This is a genomic window from Chryseobacterium sp. CS3K3.1, assembly GCF_059515165.1.
On sequence record NZ_JCAKRV010000002.1, the window covers coordinates 152,638 to 171,224 of the forward strand.

An 18,587-nucleotide genomic window follows, 5' to 3' on the forward strand; every position below is an offset into this window, starting at 1 on the left:
GCCATGACAGGAACTATTATCGGGAATCAGAATCCTCTGGTAGGAACAACTTATACCTACGAAATAAAACCTTCAGGCCTTTCATTTGGTCTTAAAGGTGATTATGAATGGTATCTCTTTAAGAAACAAAAGAACGGAAGCTGGAAAGACATCACCGGAAAGCCCAAGACCGGTGAAAAGGTGACGTACAACTTTGGGGAAATTGCGCTGGGAATAGAGTTTCAAATGAAAGTCTATGAAACTAAGAAAGGTATTTTACCTGGTCTTCCCTCCACCAGAGAACTGGCTGGAAGCTGTGTATTAATACCAACAAGCAACAAAGTTCCGAAGATTGATAAAGTAGTACTCTTCAACAGAGGAGCAAAAGACGTCAATAAAGCCAGCTACCGTGATACTCTTATTGCGCAGGCTCATTGTATTGCGATGTTTAATAAAGAGATTGAGTTTCACCTTTGGGAAGATGACGCTCCTGGAAAAGGGCACGATGCCAGTATTAACAAAAACAACCGTCACACCCGCAGCTATAAGGCTCGCGTCAATGAAAAAGGGATTGCAGAAGTGTCAATACCTCTGATGTCTGATGAAAAAATCCTTCGTCAGATGGCCAATCAGTTTCTGATGAAAGGTGACAGGAATGAAGGCGCGAATCATGAATATTATGTTACAGCCACTTATTCAGGGCAAATTCAGGGAGCCAGCCAGGTGAATGTAGATGTAGCCAACCCTGATTATAAAGGGCAGCCTCAAAACCAGCCAAAACCCAAGCCGCAACCTGAGAAACACACGCCAAAATTCCCGGCCGGACAAGGAGGTGGTCCCAAACAGCCGGATCCTAAAGGCAATATTATAGAAGCCCTTTTCATTGATGATACAGGAAAAGAACTTTCCAAAGTTGCTGTAGGAGATAAAGTAAGGGTCAGGATTCATTCCAAAAATATGGTGGGAAAACACATCCAATATGTTATCTGGGAATATGATACCACTTCCAATGATGAAGTTTACAGAAGCGGAAATATTAAAATTCCTGCCGATGTATGTGATACTTCAGGATTTATCATTACCAAAGACATATTCGGAAAAGGAATAGACTCTCATATCGGCGATCCGGATTCCGATGCACAAAATTATTTCATTGAAATTATCTCCAAAGACCTTTCTGCGGAATCTCAGAAATTTGGGGTAAATTCGGAAGGACTGATGCAGGTGGAGAAGGTGAAGAGTGCGGCGGGGGTGCAAAAAACGCAAGATCCCAAACCAGAAAACGGAAAATGTCCGAATTGTGATAAAGATATTACTTTAGATCAAATGAAAAAAATATTCCCTGACTGTAAGGATGAAACTAAACTTAAATCAGTCATGGAAGCATATAATAAATATATGTCAAAATTTCAAATGAATACATGTTGGAATAAAGCTCATTTTTTTGCGCAAACCAGAATAGAAGCAGGAACATCTTTACATATTAAAGATGAAGGGCTAAATTATTCTGTTAAGAGATTAATTGAAGGCGACAAATATAAAGGTAAAAATTGGGTTAAAGGAGATCCAATAAAAAAAATAGGTGGTTATTATCTTGATGGAGAATTTAAAAGTCGGCCTTTCTCATATTTTGACACTCATAAAGAAGATGCGAATAAATATGGTCGAAAAGATTTAAATAAAGCGAATGATAATGGCATACAAAAAGCTAATCAGGAGATGATAGCAAATTTAGTATATGATGATAAGAACCGCCCAGTTAAAGCAAAATTAGGAAATACAAAAGATGGAGATGGTTGGAGATATCGAGGAAGGGGATTCATTCAACTAACAGGTAGAAATAATTATACAGCAGCTAGTAAATACACTGAAAAATATGCTAATATTGAAATTATATCTGATGAAGGCGCTAATAAAGTAGGCACAAATGCAGAAGTTGCAATGCTAGCTTGTATGGGATACTGGGTTGCAGATGAAAGAACTATTCAAAAAAAAGCTAATGGAGAAAAAAATGTAAATTTAATTTCAAAATTAATTGGAACAGATGTAGATTGGAAGGGAAAGAAAAAATCATTCGATGAAATAACATCTATTTTATTTAGAGTAAACGAATGTATATATGGAAAGAAAGATAATAACACAGAAAAAGGAGATAAAAATCAATATGATATTAATGTAGATACTTTTGAAGTTAAAAAAATAACCACAAAACCCGATAGCATGGATTATGAATATAACATTTATCAATCAGGGCAAAAAATCAAAACTTATAATATCAAAAAAAACAGTCACAATCTTTTACCTTTTCCTGAAACAGGACCTAATTGGGGAAGGTTTGGAACAAGAGATAAAGGTGGAGATAACTGGGTAAATGAAAAAGTCTGTGCTGCATTATTAGGTTTCTTTTACTCTTTACCATTAAATAAGTATTCAAAAGCATTATATTTTAATGATATTTCGGCTAACGATGGAAGAAATATTGGGCATGCGGGACACAATATAGCAGGAAATGATGTTGATATAAGATATCCGGGAAGTACAAATGGTGCACAAACACTTTGGAAGGATGCTATGAAAACATATAAAAATGAAGAAGCATTCATTAAAGATTTAGAAAATATATTAGATGTAGCTGTCAAATGGAAATTTATAAAGAACTACGCATATAAAAAGGGAATAAAGAACACAACTGGCAAAGCTACTGGTGTTCATCAAGATCATTTTCATATAGGATATAGATAATTTAGTAATAATAAAACATGAAAAAATTTGTAATCATTTTCTTTTCAGCAACAAGTCTTATTTGCTGTCAAAATAAAGAGAAAAATACAACAATCAAAAATATAAATAATGATATAGATTTAATAAAAAAACATATGAAGCTTCAAGAAAAAATTGAGCTTTCTGAAAATGACACAAATACATTAAATCAGTATAAGCTAACAGATAAAGATTTAGAATTAGGTGGAGAGTTAACCTTACAAGGATTGAAAGAAAATGGTTATCACGTACCTGAAAACAGCTCTTTTTCAAAGCAAATTAAAGATATTTTTGAAACACAGGAAGATTGTTCATGTACCTCAGTAAAGGAGCATCACAATTTTACTACTTATTTTGTCAATCCATCACAGGAACAAAATATTAAACAAACAGAATTTGATTACACTTATGATCATATATATGTTTATCCCAATTTTAAAATTTTAACAGATCTGCCTCTTTTAAATGATATTGTGGACTTAAAAAATAATAATTTGAAAGTAAATTTAAATCAAAACATTATTGCTAGAAACAAATATTTATTTAACAACAGTAAAGGAGACTTAGCTTGGTTATTAGCCAATGACAAGGATTTTTTAAAAATATTACTTGTAAATTTTGGCTTTGATAAAGAAGAAAAAATAAATGAAGTAGTTCTAAATGATCTATTTCAAGAATATTCCAAAGAAATGTCAGAACCCTCTCAAAAAATAGGAAATATTTTATTTGTAAAAAATTGTGAGGGAAAACTAATTATTAGAAAAAATTTACTTAAGTATATAGAAAAAAACACAACTAAAAATAATGATAAATATATCTCTGCTTTATCAAATTATGTGATTGATATACTTTATAACGACAGTATAAAATCTCGATTCTCACCAGACGAGAAAGCTGAGATTGTGGCAAATATATCCAATATAGAAATCCCCGCATTCAATCAATATAAAGGTTTAAGCACAGATTCTTGGAACTCGCAAGCTACTACACTATTCTACCTTCAAAATAAAAATACAATGAATCACCCCGAAGTACTAGATATTTTAAAAAAACACAACTACTTTGGTTATCCATATTTAAAAAAATATATTGAAGGGGGAGATCTACAAAACGAGAGTACAACTTCGCCCCAGGATGATGATTATCAATAAATCGCCAATAAATATAAACTAGTTCACAAAAAATATACATCTTGATAAAATACATTTTCATTTTGCTATCACTCATATTTCTATCATACTCATGTGAACAGAAGAAAGAAAGAAAGAAAGAGAACTTCTGCGATCTACTGCTGGACTCTAAAATAAACACAAATAATGAAAAACATTTCTTTAGTTCTTATGTATTCATTTCTATTTTCTTGCACCGGACAAGAAAGTAAACTTCACTTGCAGAATATCAAAGAAATAAACTCATTAAAAGACAAACCTTATAACATTACAGATGAAGGAGACGGCACAAAATCAAACTATGATGACCTGTCTCCTAAATTTATCAATAAAGCAAAAAAAGTATTAGAGCAAAGAAAATTTCAATTTCCTGATGAAAATACCTTTAATCAAAAAATTTTGGATGTATTTTCTTTCAATTTGAAAGATTATAAAAATTCCATAATTGCTTTACGTCCGGCAATGTTTCCAGAGGTAGCTATTAAAGAAAATAAATTTATTTTCATTCAGGACGCTGGTGCTGCCGAACCAGAGTTTATAAATCCTGACTTGTTGTATCATTTTAATTCTTATATATTTTATAATACTCCCGTATCTTATGTTTGGCTGCAAACAAACAATTCAAATCTTTTATACGATTTAGTTGTTTACTATGGATACAATAAGGATAAAAAGCTTGTAGAATCAGTATTTAAAAAATTCGATTTTAATAGTCTTTCCGATATGGAGCAGTTAATTTTTATAGATTCTGGCGGGTATAAAAAATTGAAAAAACAAATATTTGATGACATAGAAACTACTATTTATAAAGGTAAAGTTGAAGACTTTTCTTATGCTAAAGAAGGTGATGGTTATTTAAGAATAGGTGATATTATAAGTAAAATATCATCATCTCCCAAAGAATATTTTGAACCTGAAAAAACAATATCTTATTTATTTGAGAGAGAATTAAGAGTTGGAATACAAGGTGATATCGAAAGCTATTTAAATAAAAATCCAACATATAAATCAAATCTGGAAAAAAATAAATTTTATGATTTACCTACTTTAAAAGACTATGTGAAATACATTTACCAAAAAGAAAGCAATACCAATTTTATCATTCAGGATAGTGATGGTTTTACCAACTTAAGAAAGGAGAAAAACTCTTCTTCCCAAATCCTACAAAAGATCAACACAGGTGAACAGGTTGAAGTGTTAGATCGAAGCGGAGATTGGTGGTTGGTAGTTTCTAAAGAAGGTAAAAAAGGATATGTTCATAAAAGCAGGATAAAATCTGAATAAGTAACTTAAACAAATGATGAAAAACTTTTTAATTTTATTTTCTTTTATACTTGTTACATGTAAAGAAAGTAGTCATAACCAAACAGTCAATGAAACTAAAACATCAACGCTTAAAAAAAATGACAGCCCAGCAACAAAACTTAATGTGTCGGATGATCCAATTCATGACAATAAAAATAAATTTTCTAATATTAATCAATCAGAAAACTCAAACACTATAAACTCCAAATTTATAGGTCATTTTTTAGTAACACAAGCAACAGAGGAAACAACAACGGGCACTGCATTTATTAAATATTCTTTTAGTATAAAAAAAGATAAGGCAATCTTAGTAACAGAAACGTATCAAGAACCAATTATTTGCAATGGTGATTATAAAACTCTTGAAAAAAATGATATTTTAGAATTATACTATTCAGGAAACGAGAAAAACTGTAAATCAGCAATACCTAATTTTAAAATAAAAAAAGAAAACAACACCTATTTTATTAAAGGAGTTGGAGGTGAAGCTACATTTAATGAATGGATAGAATTAGATAAAACGAAATAATATCTATAAAGTAAGCCTAAAAATACCCCTCTACACACCAATTCACCCCATCTATATATAATTTAGAAAAGAAATTTCGTCTCATTAAAAAAATATTTATACCTTTGCTACGTGAATTTTAACAACGGAACATATTATTATAGAATTTTTACCTCAGCTCTGGGATAGGGATTCTTATGAATATAATTTAAAACCTCGTCCTAGGGACGAGGTTTTTTTATTTTAAAAAATAGAAAAAGATGAAAATAAGTATTATTGGAGTGGGATTAATCGGAGGTTCGATGGCTTTGAAATTAAGAGAGAAAAACCTGGCCAGCTTCATCTACGGAATCGATAACAATACACAGCATATCAATGACGCACTGGAACTTAAAATCATTGATGCGGGAGTAGATCTTGAACATGGAATAAAAAATTCGGATCTGATTATTCTTGCTATTCCTGTAGACGCTGCACGAAAACTATTGCCTTCTGTTCTGGATCTTGTGTCTGACCAGCAGACGGTAATGGATGCAGGCTCCACCAAAGCAGGCATTGTACATGCGGTAAAAAACCATCCGAAACGGTCAAGATTTGTAGCGTTCCACCCGATGTGGGGAACGGAAAACAACGGTCCGAAATCCGCTATTGCTGAAAGTTTCTCGGGAAAAGCTGGTGTCATCTGCAACAAAGAAGAATCGGCCGACGATGCTCTGGCTACCGTTGAAAAAGTAGTCAATGCTCTCGATATGCACATGATTTACATGAATGCAGAAGATCATGATGTTCATACTGCTTATATTTCCCATATCTCCCATATTACATCTTACGCCCTTGCCAATACCGTATTGGAAAAAGAACGTGAAGAAGAAACGATTTTCCAGCTTGCCAGTTCCGGTTTTTCAAGTACCGTTCGTCTTGCCAAGTCGCATCCGGAAATGTGGGTTCCTATCTTTAAACAAAACAAAGAAAATGTACTGGACGTTTTGAACGAACATATTACTCAGCTCAGAAAATTCAAATCTGCGCTTGAAAAAGAAAACTATGAATACCTGGAAGAGTTGATTTCCAACGCCAACAGAATCAGAGGAATTTTAAGATAAAAATTCTTATACGATACTAAAAGCCCGACGGTTTTTACTTTTATTTTATTAAGAAACCCTTAGTCATAGTGGCTAAGGGTTTTATATTTTGAAATAAAATGATTTCTATTAACATTCCGGAACGTTGACTGCAATGGCCAGTCCGCCTTCCGAAGTTTCTTTAAAACGGTCACTCATCGACTGAGCGGTTTCCCACATGGTCAGAATCACTTCATCCAATGTTACTTTTGCTTTCGTGGGATCACTTTCCAGTGCAATATTGGCTGCTGTAATGGCTTTCATCGCGCCCATCGTATTCCTTTCAATACATGGAATCTGTACCAGCCCTTTAATTGGATCGCAGGTTAATCCAAGGTGATGTTCCATCGCAATTTCTGCCGCCATCAATACCTGTCCTACACTTCCTCCTAAGATTTCTGTAAGTCCGGCTGCTGCCATTGCAGAAGATACTCCGATTTCCGCCTGACATCCTCCCATCGCTGCAGAAATGGTTGCATTTTTCTTGAATAAGGTCCCGATTTCTCCCGCTACAAGCAAGAATCTTATAATATCCTCCTCACTCGTAAATGGGGTAAATGCCTGAGAATACATCAATACCGCCGGAATAACTCCACTTGCGCCATTGGTAGGTGCGGTAATAATTCTTCCGAAGCTTGCATTCTCTTCATTCACAGCCAGTGCAAAGCAGGCAATCCATTTATTGATATTTGTAAAGTTCTCTTCAGCGTCTACCACCTGCTGGAACCATTCGTCTTTGTTTTTATAGATTTTATCTCCGAGCAGCTTTCTGTTGATCCCTGCAGCTCTTCTGGAAACATTCAGTCCGCCAGGAAGAACTCCTTCCTTATTGACACCTTTGTAGATACATTCTTTGATCTGCTGCCAGATATAAAGTGCTTCCTGCCTCGTTTCATCCTGGGTTCTCCAGCTTTCTTCATTCATGAAAATCAAATCTGACATTTTATCAAATCCCAGCTTTTCACAATATTTTGCAATATCTGAAGCTTTATGACAAGGATACAGCGTACGTACACACTGCTTCTGAATAGAGTTTTTTTCCTGACTGGCAATGAACCCTCCTCCTACAGAATAAAAATCCTGCACAAGTTCAGTTCCGTCTTCGAAAACAGCTCTGAAGATCATTCCGTTCGGATGAAAATCAAGGCTCTTTTTCATATTTAAAATCAAATGATGTCCGTAGATGAATGGAATTACCTTTTCACCACCAAGGTTAATGGTTTGAGTACTCTTGATGTAATCTATCTTTTCATCAATTTTTGAAGTATTGATCGTTTTAAAATCCTCTCCATTCAACCCAAGCATTCCCGCAATATCAGTTCCGTGCCCGATTCCCGTTTTTGCGAGTGAGCCAAAGAATTCAAGAAAAACCTCTTTAACTTCTTCTATTGATCTTTCTCTTTTTATAATCCTGATAAATGCTGCCGCTGCGTTCCAGGGTCCCATCGTGTGTGAACTGGACGGACCTATTCCTACTTTAATAATTTCAAAAACCGATATTGATTCCATAAATGATTCGTCATTTTCCTCAGAAACAAAGATACATGATAAATCCTGAAATATACCTTCAAATTTTTAATGATATCAACATATCGTCACAATATAAAAGCTATTGCAGGCATTCTTCATGCTGCGAAAGATCGAGCCCTTTATTTTCAGACTCTTCAGAAACTCTTAATGTGATCATGGAATCTGTAAGTTTATATAAAATTAATGAACCTAAAAAAGTAAAAACAGAAACCAAAACAAGGGCTGCCATATGATGAAGAAAAACATCAACCCCGCCATGGAGCAGACTTGCTTTTTCACCATGAGCAAAAATGGCGGTAAGAATCATTCCCATAATCCCTCCTACTCCATGACAGGCAAAAACATCAAGCGTATCATCTACTTTTTTTAAAACCTTCCAGTTCACCATCAGATTGGAAACGATTGCTGTGATAAATCCGATAAAAAGGCTTTCCTGAATGCTTACAAAACCGCACCCTGGAGTTATTGCCACCAATCCTACTACAGCTCCTATACAGGCTCCTAAAGCCGATACGCTTCTCCCATTGATTCTGTCAAAAAAGATCCAGGTCATCATCGCCGAAGCAGATGCTATGGTAGTTGTTCCAAAAGCGGTAGCCGCAGATGCAGATGCACTCAAAGCAGATCCGGCATTAAATCCGAACCATCCGAACCACAACATTCCTGTTCCCAGAAGCACATACGGAATATTAGACGGCTCATGGTGAGGATTCTTCCGGTTTCCTACCACCAAAGCTCCGGCAAGCGCAGCAAAGCCGGCACTCATATGCACAACGGTTCCCCCTGCAAAGTCTTTTACCCCGAAATATTTGTTTAAAAGACCCTCAGGATGCCACACCATATGACAAAGCGGTGTATAAATAAATATACTGAAAAGAACAATGAACAATAAATAAGATATAAAACGAACCCTTTCTGCAAAAGATCCGGTAATAATAGCCGGAGTAATAACAGCAAATTTCATCTGAAACAAGGCAAAAAGAATAAAAGGAATCGTGGGAGCCATCAGTTTATGGGGCAGATTTCCTACTCCTTTAAAAAAGGGATAACTGAGTGGATTTCCAATGATTCCGTAATGCTGTCCCGCCACCGTAATTCCAATAGATTCGCCGAAAGATAAAGAAAACCCTACGACTACCCAAACCATGGAGATAACGCCTAAGGCAATAAAACTCTGCAGCATGGTAGAAATTACATTCTTCCTTCCGACCATTCCTCCGTAAAAAAAGGAAAGCCCTGGTGTCATGAGCAAAACAAGTCCTGCCGCAGCCAGAATCCAGGCAACATCAGCGCCAACAATTTTATCTTCACTTAAAAATTCCCTTGTATCAGGAATATCGGCAGCCGGATTCCAGAATAATCCCCCAATTGCAACGATTGCGATAACAGAGAATGAAACGATCCATTTTAATCCTACTTTCATAAAATTTATATTTAACCCTATCAAATTTAAATATAAATTCCATAAAAACTACACTTTTAAACCAAACACCCCTAAAAAAATATTTAATCCATTACTTTTTCAGTTTTTTCAGAAAAAATCTCTGCCAGTATTTTGGAAACTTCTTTGGATTTAGTGGCCGGAAAAAGATGTGTTCCTCCTTTCACCACATAATTCGGATTTGAATAGCGGATGGGAAAAACAATGTCTTTATCACCTAATATCTGAATGACATTGGGATTCTCTTTAAATTTCCATTCGGAAACTTTTTCTACGGACCATTTGAGGTAATAAGGGTCTCTTACTTTAAAATATTGAAGGAGTTTCGGGTTTTTAGGATCAAAAAGCTTTCGGACAACGGCATATACATTGGCTGCTTTGTCGTTGAACAAACCTACAGGAAGTATTCTTGGAATTTTGGTAATCTCCCCTGTCCTGATGAATCTGGATTTTTCCCTGTCCGATTTTATACTTCCTAGGATCACTACTTTTTCTGCAGGTTTCAATTGATTAATCTCCTGTACAATAATCCCTCCGAAAGAATACCCCAACAGACAGAAAGGCTCGGAATCATCTACTTTTTCCGCCATTCTTTTAACATAAGCATCGAAAGGCTCATTTTTTTCAGGAATCAGCCTGTCTATAAAAATCAATTCACAGTGTTTGGGAAACTCTATTCTTTCAAGAACCTTGAAGTCTGCTCCCAGACCGCTTACGATATAAATTTTCATACCACTAATTTATAAAAAATACAGAAACAAGAGAAGTGCGGGATCAGATCTTTAAATAAAGAAAATAAAAAAAGCAGTCCTTACGAACTGCTCCTCTGTATCAATAGAATATATTTACTTTTTCTTTTTCGGAACTCTATTCTCGTTATCCAGCATTTCTGTGGAAACTTTAAACTGAATGTCCATTTCGTTTTTAATGAAATAATCTTTCAATGAAGACTGATAGAATACTTTAAAGTCTCTTCTGTTCAGGGAGAACTTCGCGGATTCAATAGAAGTTGTGAACTGGGTAACGTATACATTCGCTGGGAAAGAAATTGTTTTTCTTACTCCTTTAAGGGTAAGGTCACCGTACACTGTAGAATTGTATTCACTGTTTGCCAAAGGAATAATTTTAGTCAAATGGAATTTTGCAATGGGGAATTTTTTTACTTCAAAAAAGTTTGAGCTTTTCAGATCGTTGGTAAGCTTGATCTGATCCTCATCAGAAACATCTCCCGCCATCATACTTCTCATATCGATAATAAACTCTCCATCCACCAGGACCGTATGGTCAAAGTTAAATTTTCCACTTTTCAGCTTTACTGTTCCTGAGTGGGAAGTTTCTTCAGTTTTTACCACTTTATACCCCCACCATCTGATCTCTGATGAAGTCACTTTTGACACTTTATCAAATTTCTTCTGGGCAGAAACAAATGACATGCTTGCGCACACCATAGCAAACAATAGTAATCTTTTCATTCTTTTTTATTTACAATTCAACAAAAATAAAAAAAAGTGTAGAACTTCTACACTTTTAATAATCTTTTTTTGATTAATTTATTGAGCAGTTACCTTTACAAGCATATCAATATCATCTTTCACAAAAACGTCCTGCATCGTAGACTTGTAAGCTACATCAAACTTCTGTCTGTCGAAAGAGAATTTGTTGGATACTAAACTTACTACTCCTTTGCTGTAAGAAATCTTCGCAGGGAAAGAGATCGGGCTGGTTTTTCCTTTTACAGTAAGGTTTCCTGTTACAAGAGAGTTGTAGATTTTATCATTGTTTTTCTTTACTCCTGTAATTTTGAACGTTGCTGTTGGGAATTTTTCAACCTCAAAGAAGTCACCATTCTTAAGGTGCCCGTTTAATTTCTGCTGGTATTCTCCTGTAAGATCAGTAGAACTGATAGTAGTCATATCCAATACGAAGCTTCCACCTACCAATTGGTTTCCTTTCATTACCATATCTCCGGACTTCACTTTTACAGTACCGTCGTGAGAGCTGGCCTCAGATTTTGCTACTTTGTATCCCCACCAGTGTACATCAGATGCTACTACTTTTTTTGACTGTCCGAAAGCTAAACCTCCGGCTAAAACTGCTAATAAAAATATTTTTTTCATTGAATAGAGTTGTTTACTTATTTAACAATACAAAGGTAGGTATCTTATTCAATAGATTTCATTGATGTATATCAATAAAATTTATAATTTTCATGAATAATATCATCTCATAAAAAAACTCCGAATTCCTTCGGAGCTTTGTTTTATACATGATAGTAAGCCGTATAAAGTGCTATACCATTTAATGCAGTGTGGTTTTGCTTGACCAGATAGATTGGAATGTTTTTAAGCATTTCCTCCATTTTATCACTGATCTTGAATTTCTCATAGAATTTCGCTTTATCAATATATTCTGCAATCATCTGTGGAATATCTCCGGCAATCAGTAATCCTCCCGTAGCTTTTAACTTTAATGTTAAGTTATTGGCCTCTCTAGCCAGGAACTCAAGGAAGGTATCCAAAGCGATTCTGCAGATCAGTACATTTTCCTCAACAGCCGCTTTATAAAGTTCTTCTACAAAATTTCCCTGCGCAAGACGTTCTCCTAACCATTCCGGTTCCGGATGTCTTTTCACATCTCTCAGGAATCTGTAAATATTGAATAACCCTGACTTGGATAGCACATTTTCCCAGCTTACAATACCATAGATATTATTTAAGAACTGGTAAAATTCAACTTCTACGTTGGTTCTTGGCGAAAACTCTGAGTGCCCTCCTTCTGTTGCAAAAGGTCTCAGGTATTTTCCGTCAAAGAAATATCCGGCTTCTCCTAATCCGTTTCCGGGAGCCAGAACTGCTACATTTCCTTTTTCAAGGTGTCCGCTTGTATAGATCGCTTCAAGATGATTATCTTCAAGAAGAGCCATTCCATAAGCAGAAGCCTCCAGGTCATTCAGCATATCTACTCTTTCAAACCCGAAATCGCGAGTATATTCGGCAACATCTAAATGCCAACCTAGTCTTGCAGGACTGCTTTTCCCGTCCAATACAGGACCTGGCACTGCCATTCCCAGACGTTTTACATTTTCAAGCTGATTATCCTGAATAAACTTCTTTAAAATATCTGAAAAGGAAGCATATTCTTTGGTTGCATATGTATTTTCTACTTTTATCTCAAGACCTCCGTTCCCGGAAACAAAATAGCCTAAGATTGTTATATCTTCACGGAGACTTGCTCCAATGATAGAAACACTATCATTATTACTGTTCTCTACTCCTGGTAAATAAAGTGGAAATTTTGGATTCAGAATCATAACCTCAAATTTTACCAAATATAATAATTGTTTTTGTAAATCCTGCACAGAACAAAAAAACCTTTTCACTTTCGTGAAAAGGTTTTGGTTAATAATTGTTTATATATTAAATCTAACTACTTTCCTAATGGAATATTGTAACCGAATCCTACCCCGATATTCCCCACATTATAGTCCTGACCTGGCAAATCTCCTTTAGTACCTACAAAAACCTTTTGGTATTGTACGAAGAAGTTCCAGTCTCTGTTGTGGTATCCGATCTCCGGTTTAAGGTAGAAACCTCCGCCTGCTCTTTCAACGTTGGTATTGGATGCTACAGCTTTATCTCCAACTAAAAATCCGTATCCTAAATCAGTTCCGAAATAGAAACCGGTTTGTTTTGGATAAATTCTGATTAAAGCAGCTACAGGAACTATTCCTACATCATTGTTTTTATATCCGTTGTTGTCTTTTCCAAAATAATGAGTATATCCTGATGCGATACCCAGCCCAAATCCCGGTGTAATCAGATTCTGGTAAGCTACATCCACTCCTACTGCTGCAGAAAGGTTATCTGCGGGAACTGCTAAACCAACATTTGCACCTACCTTGATCATATTGTTCATTTGAGCACTTTGGGCGCTTACGATACCTGCTGTTAAAATACCAGCCAGTACTATTGCTTGTTTAAACATTTTCATAACTCTAATTTTTTAATTTTACTAAACAAGAGGATGTAAAAATCATGCCAAGCCAAGACATTCAATTGATTTTAACATTAATAAAATTTATAAAATAATGAATGTCAACACTTTAATTTTAACAAAAATTAAATATTTGTTTAACAAATTTTATCAAAAACTGACCTCAAAAAGTGAATTATAGAAAAAAGAAAGGAGGAAAGAAAATGGAAGCCAGAAGTAATATGCTTTTATATGAAAATTCACGTTTGTTATAATGAAAGTAAAGAGAAATTTCTCCTTCCTTTACACCATAACTTCCAGCTTCATTTTCTTCCCTCTTCCAGCCTAAAAACAATATTAACAATCCTTAACCCGTTATGAATTTTAACCTTCTTCTTAGAATTACATCAAAAAATAAATTCTCCATGATGGCAGATTCATTAGTAAAAAACAAGCATCTTCTCTGGCGGGCAGGTTTTGGTGTTGGCGTTAATCAAATTAATGATTTGAAAAATAAAAACATTAAAACGTTGATGAATGAATTATTTAAAGAAGAAAGCTTCAGCGAGATCACTTATGATACTCTCGATCCGGTTTCGGCAGCAGATTATATGAACAGTACGGCTCCTGCGGAAAAGAAAAAAGAAATGCAGCGGATCAACAGGGAACAAAATAACGAACTGAACCTGAACTTCCTGAACGCCATCGTTAACAGCAAGGAACAGATGAGGGAAAAGATGGCGTTTTTCTGGCATGGACATTTTGCTTCAAGAGTGATCAATCCAAAGTTCAACAAACAGCTTTTAAATACAATCAGGAAAAATGCACTCGGCAATTTCAGAGATCTGCTTTTTGAAGTAAGCCAGTCACCTGCCATGCTGAATTTTCTGAATAATCAACAGAATAAAAAAGACCATCCTAATGAGAATTTTGCCCGTGAAGTGATGGAACTGTTTACCATGGGAAGAGGAAATTACACTGAAAAAGATGTAAGAGAAGGTGCCAGAGCTTTTACAGGATGGAGTTATGATAAAGAAGGAAATTTTAAAGAAAGAAAAAATCTCCATGATGAAGGCAGCAAAACTTTCCTGGGAAAAACAGGCAACTTTGACGGGAGCGATGTGCTCCATATGATTCTGGAACAAAAGACAACAGCTCAGTTTATTACCACAAAGATCTATAAGTTTTTTGTGAATGAAAAAGTGGATCAGGATATCGTCCATACACTCAGTACAAACTTCTACAATTCAGGATATGACATCAAAAAACTGATGACTGAGATCTTTTCAAGCACCTGGTTTTATGATCAGAAGAATATCGCAAACAGGATAAAATCACCTATAGAACTGATGGCCGGTATGATGCGAATCCTTCCTATGCATATTCAGAATCCTGAAAACCTCATCGTGTATCAGAAATTACTGGGGCAAATGCTGCTTTATCCGCCCAATGTAGCAGGGTGGCCGAACGGCAAGGCATGGATTGACAGTTCTACCCTGATGCTCAGGCTTCAGGTTCCGCAGATCTGGTCCGGACTCCGTCCTTTGGAATACAGTCCCCGCCAGGATGATGATATCGATATGGGAATGAAATCCCGGGAAACAGCTTTAAACAAAAGTTTTAAAAATCCCAATATCACCATCGACTGGCAGCGTATTGAAAAGATTTTCGCCAGTAAAAACTGTGAAGATTATCTTTTGCAGAATACTCAAACTCTGGATATGAATTCTGTAAGGAATTTTTCTGACAAGAGTATCAAAATGAATGTCATCAACCTGATGTCTACGCCGGAATATCAGTTATGTTAGGTGAAGGTTTTAGGTTGCAGGTAATAGCTGTCGCAAAATAACTTGGCTACCCCTGATTTATTTTCTGCTGCTCTAAAATATAATGCAGCCCAGTCCTGTAACGTACAACCTGCTACCTGTCATCTGCCACCTTAAAACCCTAAAAGCAAAATTATGTTAATCAAAAGAAGAGAATTCCTCAAAATAAGTTCCCTGGCTACGGCTTCTATGCTGATACCTAATTTCTTAAAAGCGATGACGCTGGATGAAGCTTTGAATCCCAGTCAGAATATTCTGGTCGTTCTTCAGTTTACGGGTGGAAATGACGGGCTGAATACTATTATTCCGGCAAAAAATGATATTTATTTCAGGGAAAGGAAGACTCTGGCTATACAGGATTCAATACCACTTACGGATGAAGCAGGGATTAATCCTTCTCTCTCCTATTTTAAAGAACTTTTTGATAACGGAGAGCTTTCTGTGATGAATAATGTAGGATATCCCAACCCGGATAAGTCGCATTTCCGAAGCATGGATATCTGGCAGTCGGCAAGCAGAAGTGATCAGTTTCTGGAAACAGGCTGGCTGGGACGTTTTCTGGACGAAGAATGTTATCACTGTGATCATCCTACACAGGCACTGGAAGTAGATGATATGCTTAGTCTGGCCCTAAAAGGTGAAAATAACAAAGCTTTTGCCTTTAAAGATCCCAAAAGACTCTATCAGACCAGCCAGGAAAAATATTTCAAATCTCTTTATGACCACCATCACGATGATGAAACGGTATCTTACCTTTATCAGACTTTAGGCTCTACCATTAATAATGCTGATTATATTTTTGAGAAGAGCAAAGCCAGAAAGACGGAACAAGCCTATCCCAGTTCTCAGCTGGGAAAAGACTTCAAAACGGTAGCTTCTTTAATAAAATCTGACATTAATACCCGGGTATACTATCTTTCGATCGGAAGTTTCGATACGCACGTCAACCAGAATGACCGGCAGAAAAAGTTATTCAATGATATTAATGAAGCGGTAAAATCGTTTGTTGCTGATATGAAAAGTAATGGGCTCTTCAAAAATATCCTGCTAATGACATTCTCAGAGTTTGGCCGTCGTGTGGCACAGAATGCCAGTAACGGAACCGATCACGGAACTGCCAATCAAATGTTCTTTATCAGCGGAAACCTTAAGAAAAAAGGATTATTGAACGCCCTTCCTGATCTGCAGAATCTGAATGATGGCGATCTTATTTATAAGGAAGATTTCAGAAAAGTATACGCAACAATCCTGAAAAACTGGCTTAAAGCAGACTCTTCCAAAGTATTGGGATGGAAAGAAGGGATCTATGATTTTGTGTAGGGAAACCGCAAAAGTCACAAAAGTTTTTTTTTAAAAGAAGTTTTTATGTAAGAATTAAATAATAAAGATGTTGAGATTCCTAAGGAATGACACAATTGGAATGATGATATATCCACACAGTTTGTCATTCCGTAGAAATCCAGCCTTTGCTATTAGGAATACAAGAACAATCCTGTCCAATACACCAACTGAAGACGTGAAAATTCCCATCCTCCGGAGGGCGGCGAAAATTCAAAGAATTTTTGACGGGGTGGTCTTCAGCACTCATTAAAAAGATCCATTACCAACAAAAAAAGAGACTGTGCATGGTTATGACAGTCTCTTTTCAATAATTTTAAATGTAAACTACTTTTACGTTTAAGCCGTAATCTGCTTTTTTTCGTTCTCTTTCTCTTCCTGTTTTTTATCTATTTTCTCAGATATTTTTTTAACGATATACTCTATCGCCAGTGGTGCTATGATTGCAATTAATGCTTTAAATATTCTTGATTTCATAATTAATTTGGTATTGTTAAGGTAATAATACAATTTCCAAGCCAAGATAAAATGTCAAAATAAATAATCTGCAATAACGCTTTATGAATTGCACATTAAATAAGTTAGTTTTCCTCAGGAACAACCAGACTCTGATAGTTTTTACATCCTGCATTGAATTTTTCCTCCATCTTCAGCCGTAGTTTTTTAGGCTTGTGTACAATCAGAGAGTCTCCAAATCCAAGTAAGAGCCTTTCCAGTTCATAATTAATCTGAACACATATTTTAAAAAGAGTTCCCTCATGATCTTCCTTTATGATCTCCTGACTTTTATGAAGCGGTTTTGTTTTCACATAAGGGGCATTTCCTGAATCTACCCAAAAGACTACATTCCTTGGATCCATTGATTCTGAAACAGTAACCCCAACAATATCTTTAAAGTATTCATCGCCATCCAGCTCCTTGTCAATATATACAATACTGTCATCTGTTTCAATACTTTCCATTCTGTCCAGTGCCAGATTGTACATTTTCTGTTTGTAAAGACAGATCAGAAACCAGCGGTTGTTGAATTCCTTCAGCAGCTGCGGATGTACTGTAAAAATATTGGATTCCCTTGCCGTAAAGCTTTTGTAAAGGATCTTCAGTACTTTTTTATTAGCAATACTTTCATACAGAATATCAATATGTTCCAGCCCTTTCAACTGTTCATTTTTATCCAGATGAATAATAGATTTCTGGCTGGTGGCATGAATAGAATCTTCCAGTTTCTGGATCACTCCATTCATTTCTTTGAACATAGAAAAGTCTTTAAATTGTTTTAAAATCTGAACTGCATTGTTCATTGCTTTCAGATCACTTTCATTCACAGAAATATTATGAATGCTGTACTCCGGATCACTGTAACGGTAGTATTTTCTTTCGTAAACTTCAATAGGAGCTTCATACCCGAATTTTTCACTCCGCATATTCTGAAGATCAAGCTGAACGGTTCTCTTACTTACAAAAGATTCTTTTCCCTCAAATTCAAACAATGCTTCCGAGCATTCATCAATGAGATCTTCAAGCGTGTATTTCCTGTATTTATTTTTAAGACATTTATCTAATGTTTTATACCTGATCAGAGCATTTTTATTGGATGACATACCTTAGTGTTTAATGATTGGGTGTTTTAAATAAAAA

General features: G+C 35.6%; 16 protein-coding genes. 7 read left to right on the forward strand and 9 right to left on the reverse strand.

Annotation, left to right across the window (positions count from 1 at the left end; genetic code table 11):
• Positions 1–3: 3 nt before the first annotated feature.
• The 5 genes from AC5YGI_RS03040 to AC5YGI_RS03060 all read left to right on the forward strand — a co-directional run bounded on the left by AC5YGI_RS03040 (position 4) and on the right by AC5YGI_RS03060 (position 6,824).
• Positions 4–2,721 (forward strand): glycoside hydrolase family 19 protein, encoded by a 2,718-nt coding sequence (locus AC5YGI_RS03040; protein ID WP_330745611.1) that lies wholly within the window; start codon positions 4–6, stop codon positions 2,719–2,721.
• A 17-nt stretch (positions 2,722–2,738) separates the two neighbouring features.
• Positions 2,739–3,890: a hypothetical protein gene (locus AC5YGI_RS03045; RefSeq protein WP_330745610.1), complete on the forward strand. Its 1,152-nt coding sequence runs from the start codon at positions 2,739–2,741 to the stop codon at positions 3,888–3,890.
• Positions 3,891–4,055: 165 nt separating this feature from the next.
• The gene (locus AC5YGI_RS03050) at positions 4,056–5,192 is read left to right on the forward strand and encodes an SH3 domain-containing protein (RefSeq protein ID WP_330745609.1); all 1,137 of its coding nucleotides are present in this window, start codon (positions 4,056–4,058) and stop codon (positions 5,190–5,192) included.
• 13 nt (positions 5,193–5,205) lie between these two features.
• Positions 5,206–5,742: a hypothetical protein gene (locus AC5YGI_RS03055; protein ID WP_330745608.1), complete on the forward strand. Its 537-nt coding sequence runs from the start codon at positions 5,206–5,208 to the stop codon at positions 5,740–5,742.
• 239 nt (positions 5,743–5,981) lie between these two features.
• On the forward strand, positions 5,982–6,824 hold the full coding sequence (locus AC5YGI_RS03060; protein WP_330745607.1) for a prephenate dehydrogenase: 843 nt from the start codon (positions 5,982–5,984) through the stop codon (positions 6,822–6,824).
• A gap of 108 nt (positions 6,825–6,932) precedes the next feature.
• Here the strand turns inward: AC5YGI_RS03060 and AC5YGI_RS03065 are convergent, their stop codons facing one another.
• The 7 genes from AC5YGI_RS03065 to AC5YGI_RS03095 all read right to left on the reverse strand — a co-directional run bounded on the left by AC5YGI_RS03065 (position 6,933) and on the right by AC5YGI_RS03095 (position 13,803).
• Positions 6,933–8,351, reverse strand: coding sequence for an L-serine ammonia-lyase (locus AC5YGI_RS03065; RefSeq protein WP_110009219.1), 1,419 nt, complete (start codon positions 8,349–8,351; stop codon positions 6,933–6,935).
• Positions 8,352–8,451: 100 nt separating this feature from the next.
• Positions 8,452–9,795: an ammonium transporter gene (locus AC5YGI_RS03070; protein ID WP_330745606.1), complete on the reverse strand. Its 1,344-nt coding sequence runs from the start codon at positions 9,793–9,795 to the stop codon at positions 8,452–8,454.
• An 83-nt stretch (positions 9,796–9,878) separates the two neighbouring features.
• Positions 9,879–10,544, reverse strand: coding sequence for an alpha/beta hydrolase (locus AC5YGI_RS03075; protein WP_496167480.1), 666 nt, complete (start codon positions 10,542–10,544; stop codon positions 9,879–9,881).
• Positions 10,545–10,658: 114 nt separating this feature from the next.
• Entirely contained in the window at positions 10,659–11,285 is a 627-nt protein-coding gene (locus AC5YGI_RS03080) for a YceI family protein (protein WP_062671303.1), read from the reverse strand.
• Between the two features lie 78 nt (positions 11,286–11,363).
• A complete protein-coding gene (locus AC5YGI_RS03085; protein ID WP_202839591.1) occupies positions 11,364–11,930 on the reverse strand; it encodes a YceI family protein in 567 nt (188 codons plus the stop codon).
• 143 nt (positions 11,931–12,073) lie between these two features.
• A complete protein-coding gene (locus tag AC5YGI_RS03090; protein WP_496167483.1) occupies positions 12,074–13,123 on the reverse strand; it encodes a glucokinase in 1,050 nt (349 codons plus the stop codon).
• A gap of 116 nt (positions 13,124–13,239) precedes the next feature.
• On the reverse strand, positions 13,240–13,803 hold the full coding sequence (locus AC5YGI_RS03095; RefSeq protein ID WP_330745603.1) for a hypothetical protein: 564 nt from the start codon (positions 13,801–13,803) through the stop codon (positions 13,240–13,242).
• A 359-nt stretch (positions 13,804–14,162) separates the two neighbouring features.
• Here AC5YGI_RS03095 and AC5YGI_RS03100 point away from each other — a divergent pair, with 359 nt between their 5' ends.
• Entirely contained in the window at positions 14,163–15,593 is a 1,431-nt protein-coding gene (locus AC5YGI_RS03100; RefSeq protein ID WP_496167485.1) for a DUF1800 domain-containing protein, read from the forward strand.
• Between the two features lie 153 nt (positions 15,594–15,746).
• The gene (locus tag AC5YGI_RS03105) at positions 15,747–16,931 is read left to right on the forward strand and encodes a DUF1501 domain-containing protein (RefSeq protein WP_330745601.1); all 1,185 of its coding nucleotides are present in this window, start codon (positions 15,747–15,749) and stop codon (positions 16,929–16,931) included.
• A gap of 357 nt (positions 16,932–17,288) precedes the next feature.
• Here the strand turns inward: AC5YGI_RS03105 and AC5YGI_RS03110 are convergent, their stop codons facing one another.
• Both AC5YGI_RS03110 and AC5YGI_RS03115 read right to left on the reverse strand, forming a co-directional pair.
• Entirely contained in the window at positions 17,289–17,426 is a 138-nt protein-coding gene (locus tag AC5YGI_RS03110) for a hypothetical protein (protein WP_167348772.1), read from the reverse strand.
• 104 nt (positions 17,427–17,530) lie between these two features.
• On the reverse strand, positions 17,531–18,550 hold the full coding sequence (locus AC5YGI_RS03115; RefSeq protein ID WP_330745600.1) for a helix-turn-helix transcriptional regulator: 1,020 nt from the start codon (positions 18,548–18,550) through the stop codon (positions 17,531–17,533).
• Positions 18,551–18,587: the final 37 nt, after the last annotated feature.

What these genes read in the sequence shown, in the direction of transcription:
- AC5YGI_RS03040 (WP_330745611.1), top strand. Translation starts at nt 4, where the DNA reads ATGACAGGAACTATTATCGGGAATCAGAATCCTCTGGTAGGAACAACT.
- AC5YGI_RS03045 (WP_330745610.1), top strand. Translation starts at nt 2,739, where the DNA reads ATGAAAAAATTTGTAATCATTTTCTTTTCAGCAACAAGTCTTATTTGC.
- AC5YGI_RS03050 (WP_330745609.1), top strand. Translation starts at nt 4,056, where the DNA reads ATGAAAAACATTTCTTTAGTTCTTATGTATTCATTTCTATTTTCTTGC.
- AC5YGI_RS03055 (WP_330745608.1), top strand. Translation starts at nt 5,206, where the DNA reads ATGATGAAAAACTTTTTAATTTTATTTTCTTTTATACTTGTTACATGT.
- AC5YGI_RS03060 (WP_330745607.1), top strand. Translation starts at nt 5,982, where the DNA reads ATGAAAATAAGTATTATTGGAGTGGGATTAATCGGAGGTTCGATGGCT.
- AC5YGI_RS03065 (WP_110009219.1), bottom strand. Translation starts at nt 8,351, where the DNA reads ATGGAATCAATATCGGTTTTTGAAATTATTAAAGTAGGAATAGGTCCG.
- AC5YGI_RS03070 (WP_330745606.1), bottom strand. Translation starts at nt 9,795, where the DNA reads ATGAAAGTAGGATTAAAATGGATCGTTTCATTCTCTGTTATCGCAATC.
- AC5YGI_RS03075 (WP_496167480.1), bottom strand. Translation starts at nt 10,544, where the DNA reads ATGAAAATTTATATCGTAAGCGGTCTGGGAGCAGACTTCAAGGTTCTT.
- AC5YGI_RS03080 (WP_062671303.1), bottom strand. Translation starts at nt 11,285, where the DNA reads ATGAAAAGATTACTATTGTTTGCTATGGTGTGCGCAAGCATGTCATTT.
- AC5YGI_RS03085 (WP_202839591.1), bottom strand. Translation starts at nt 11,930, where the DNA reads ATGAAAAAAATATTTTTATTAGCAGTTTTAGCCGGAGGTTTAGCTTTC.
- AC5YGI_RS03090 (WP_496167483.1), bottom strand. Translation starts at nt 13,123, where the DNA reads ATGATTCTGAATCCAAAATTTCCACTTTATTTACCAGGAGTAGAGAAC.
- AC5YGI_RS03095 (WP_330745603.1), bottom strand. Translation starts at nt 13,803, where the DNA reads ATGAAAATGTTTAAACAAGCAATAGTACTGGCTGGTATTTTAACAGCA.
- AC5YGI_RS03100 (WP_496167485.1), top strand. Translation starts at nt 14,163, where the DNA reads ATGAATTTTAACCTTCTTCTTAGAATTACATCAAAAAATAAATTCTCC.
- AC5YGI_RS03105 (WP_330745601.1), top strand. Translation starts at nt 15,747, where the DNA reads ATGTTAATCAAAAGAAGAGAATTCCTCAAAATAAGTTCCCTGGCTACG.
- AC5YGI_RS03110 (WP_167348772.1), bottom strand. Translation starts at nt 17,426, where the DNA reads ATGAAATCAAGAATATTTAAAGCATTAATTGCAATCATAGCACCACTG.
- AC5YGI_RS03115 (WP_330745600.1), bottom strand. Translation starts at nt 18,550, where the DNA reads ATGTCATCCAATAAAAATGCTCTGATCAGGTATAAAACATTAGATAAA.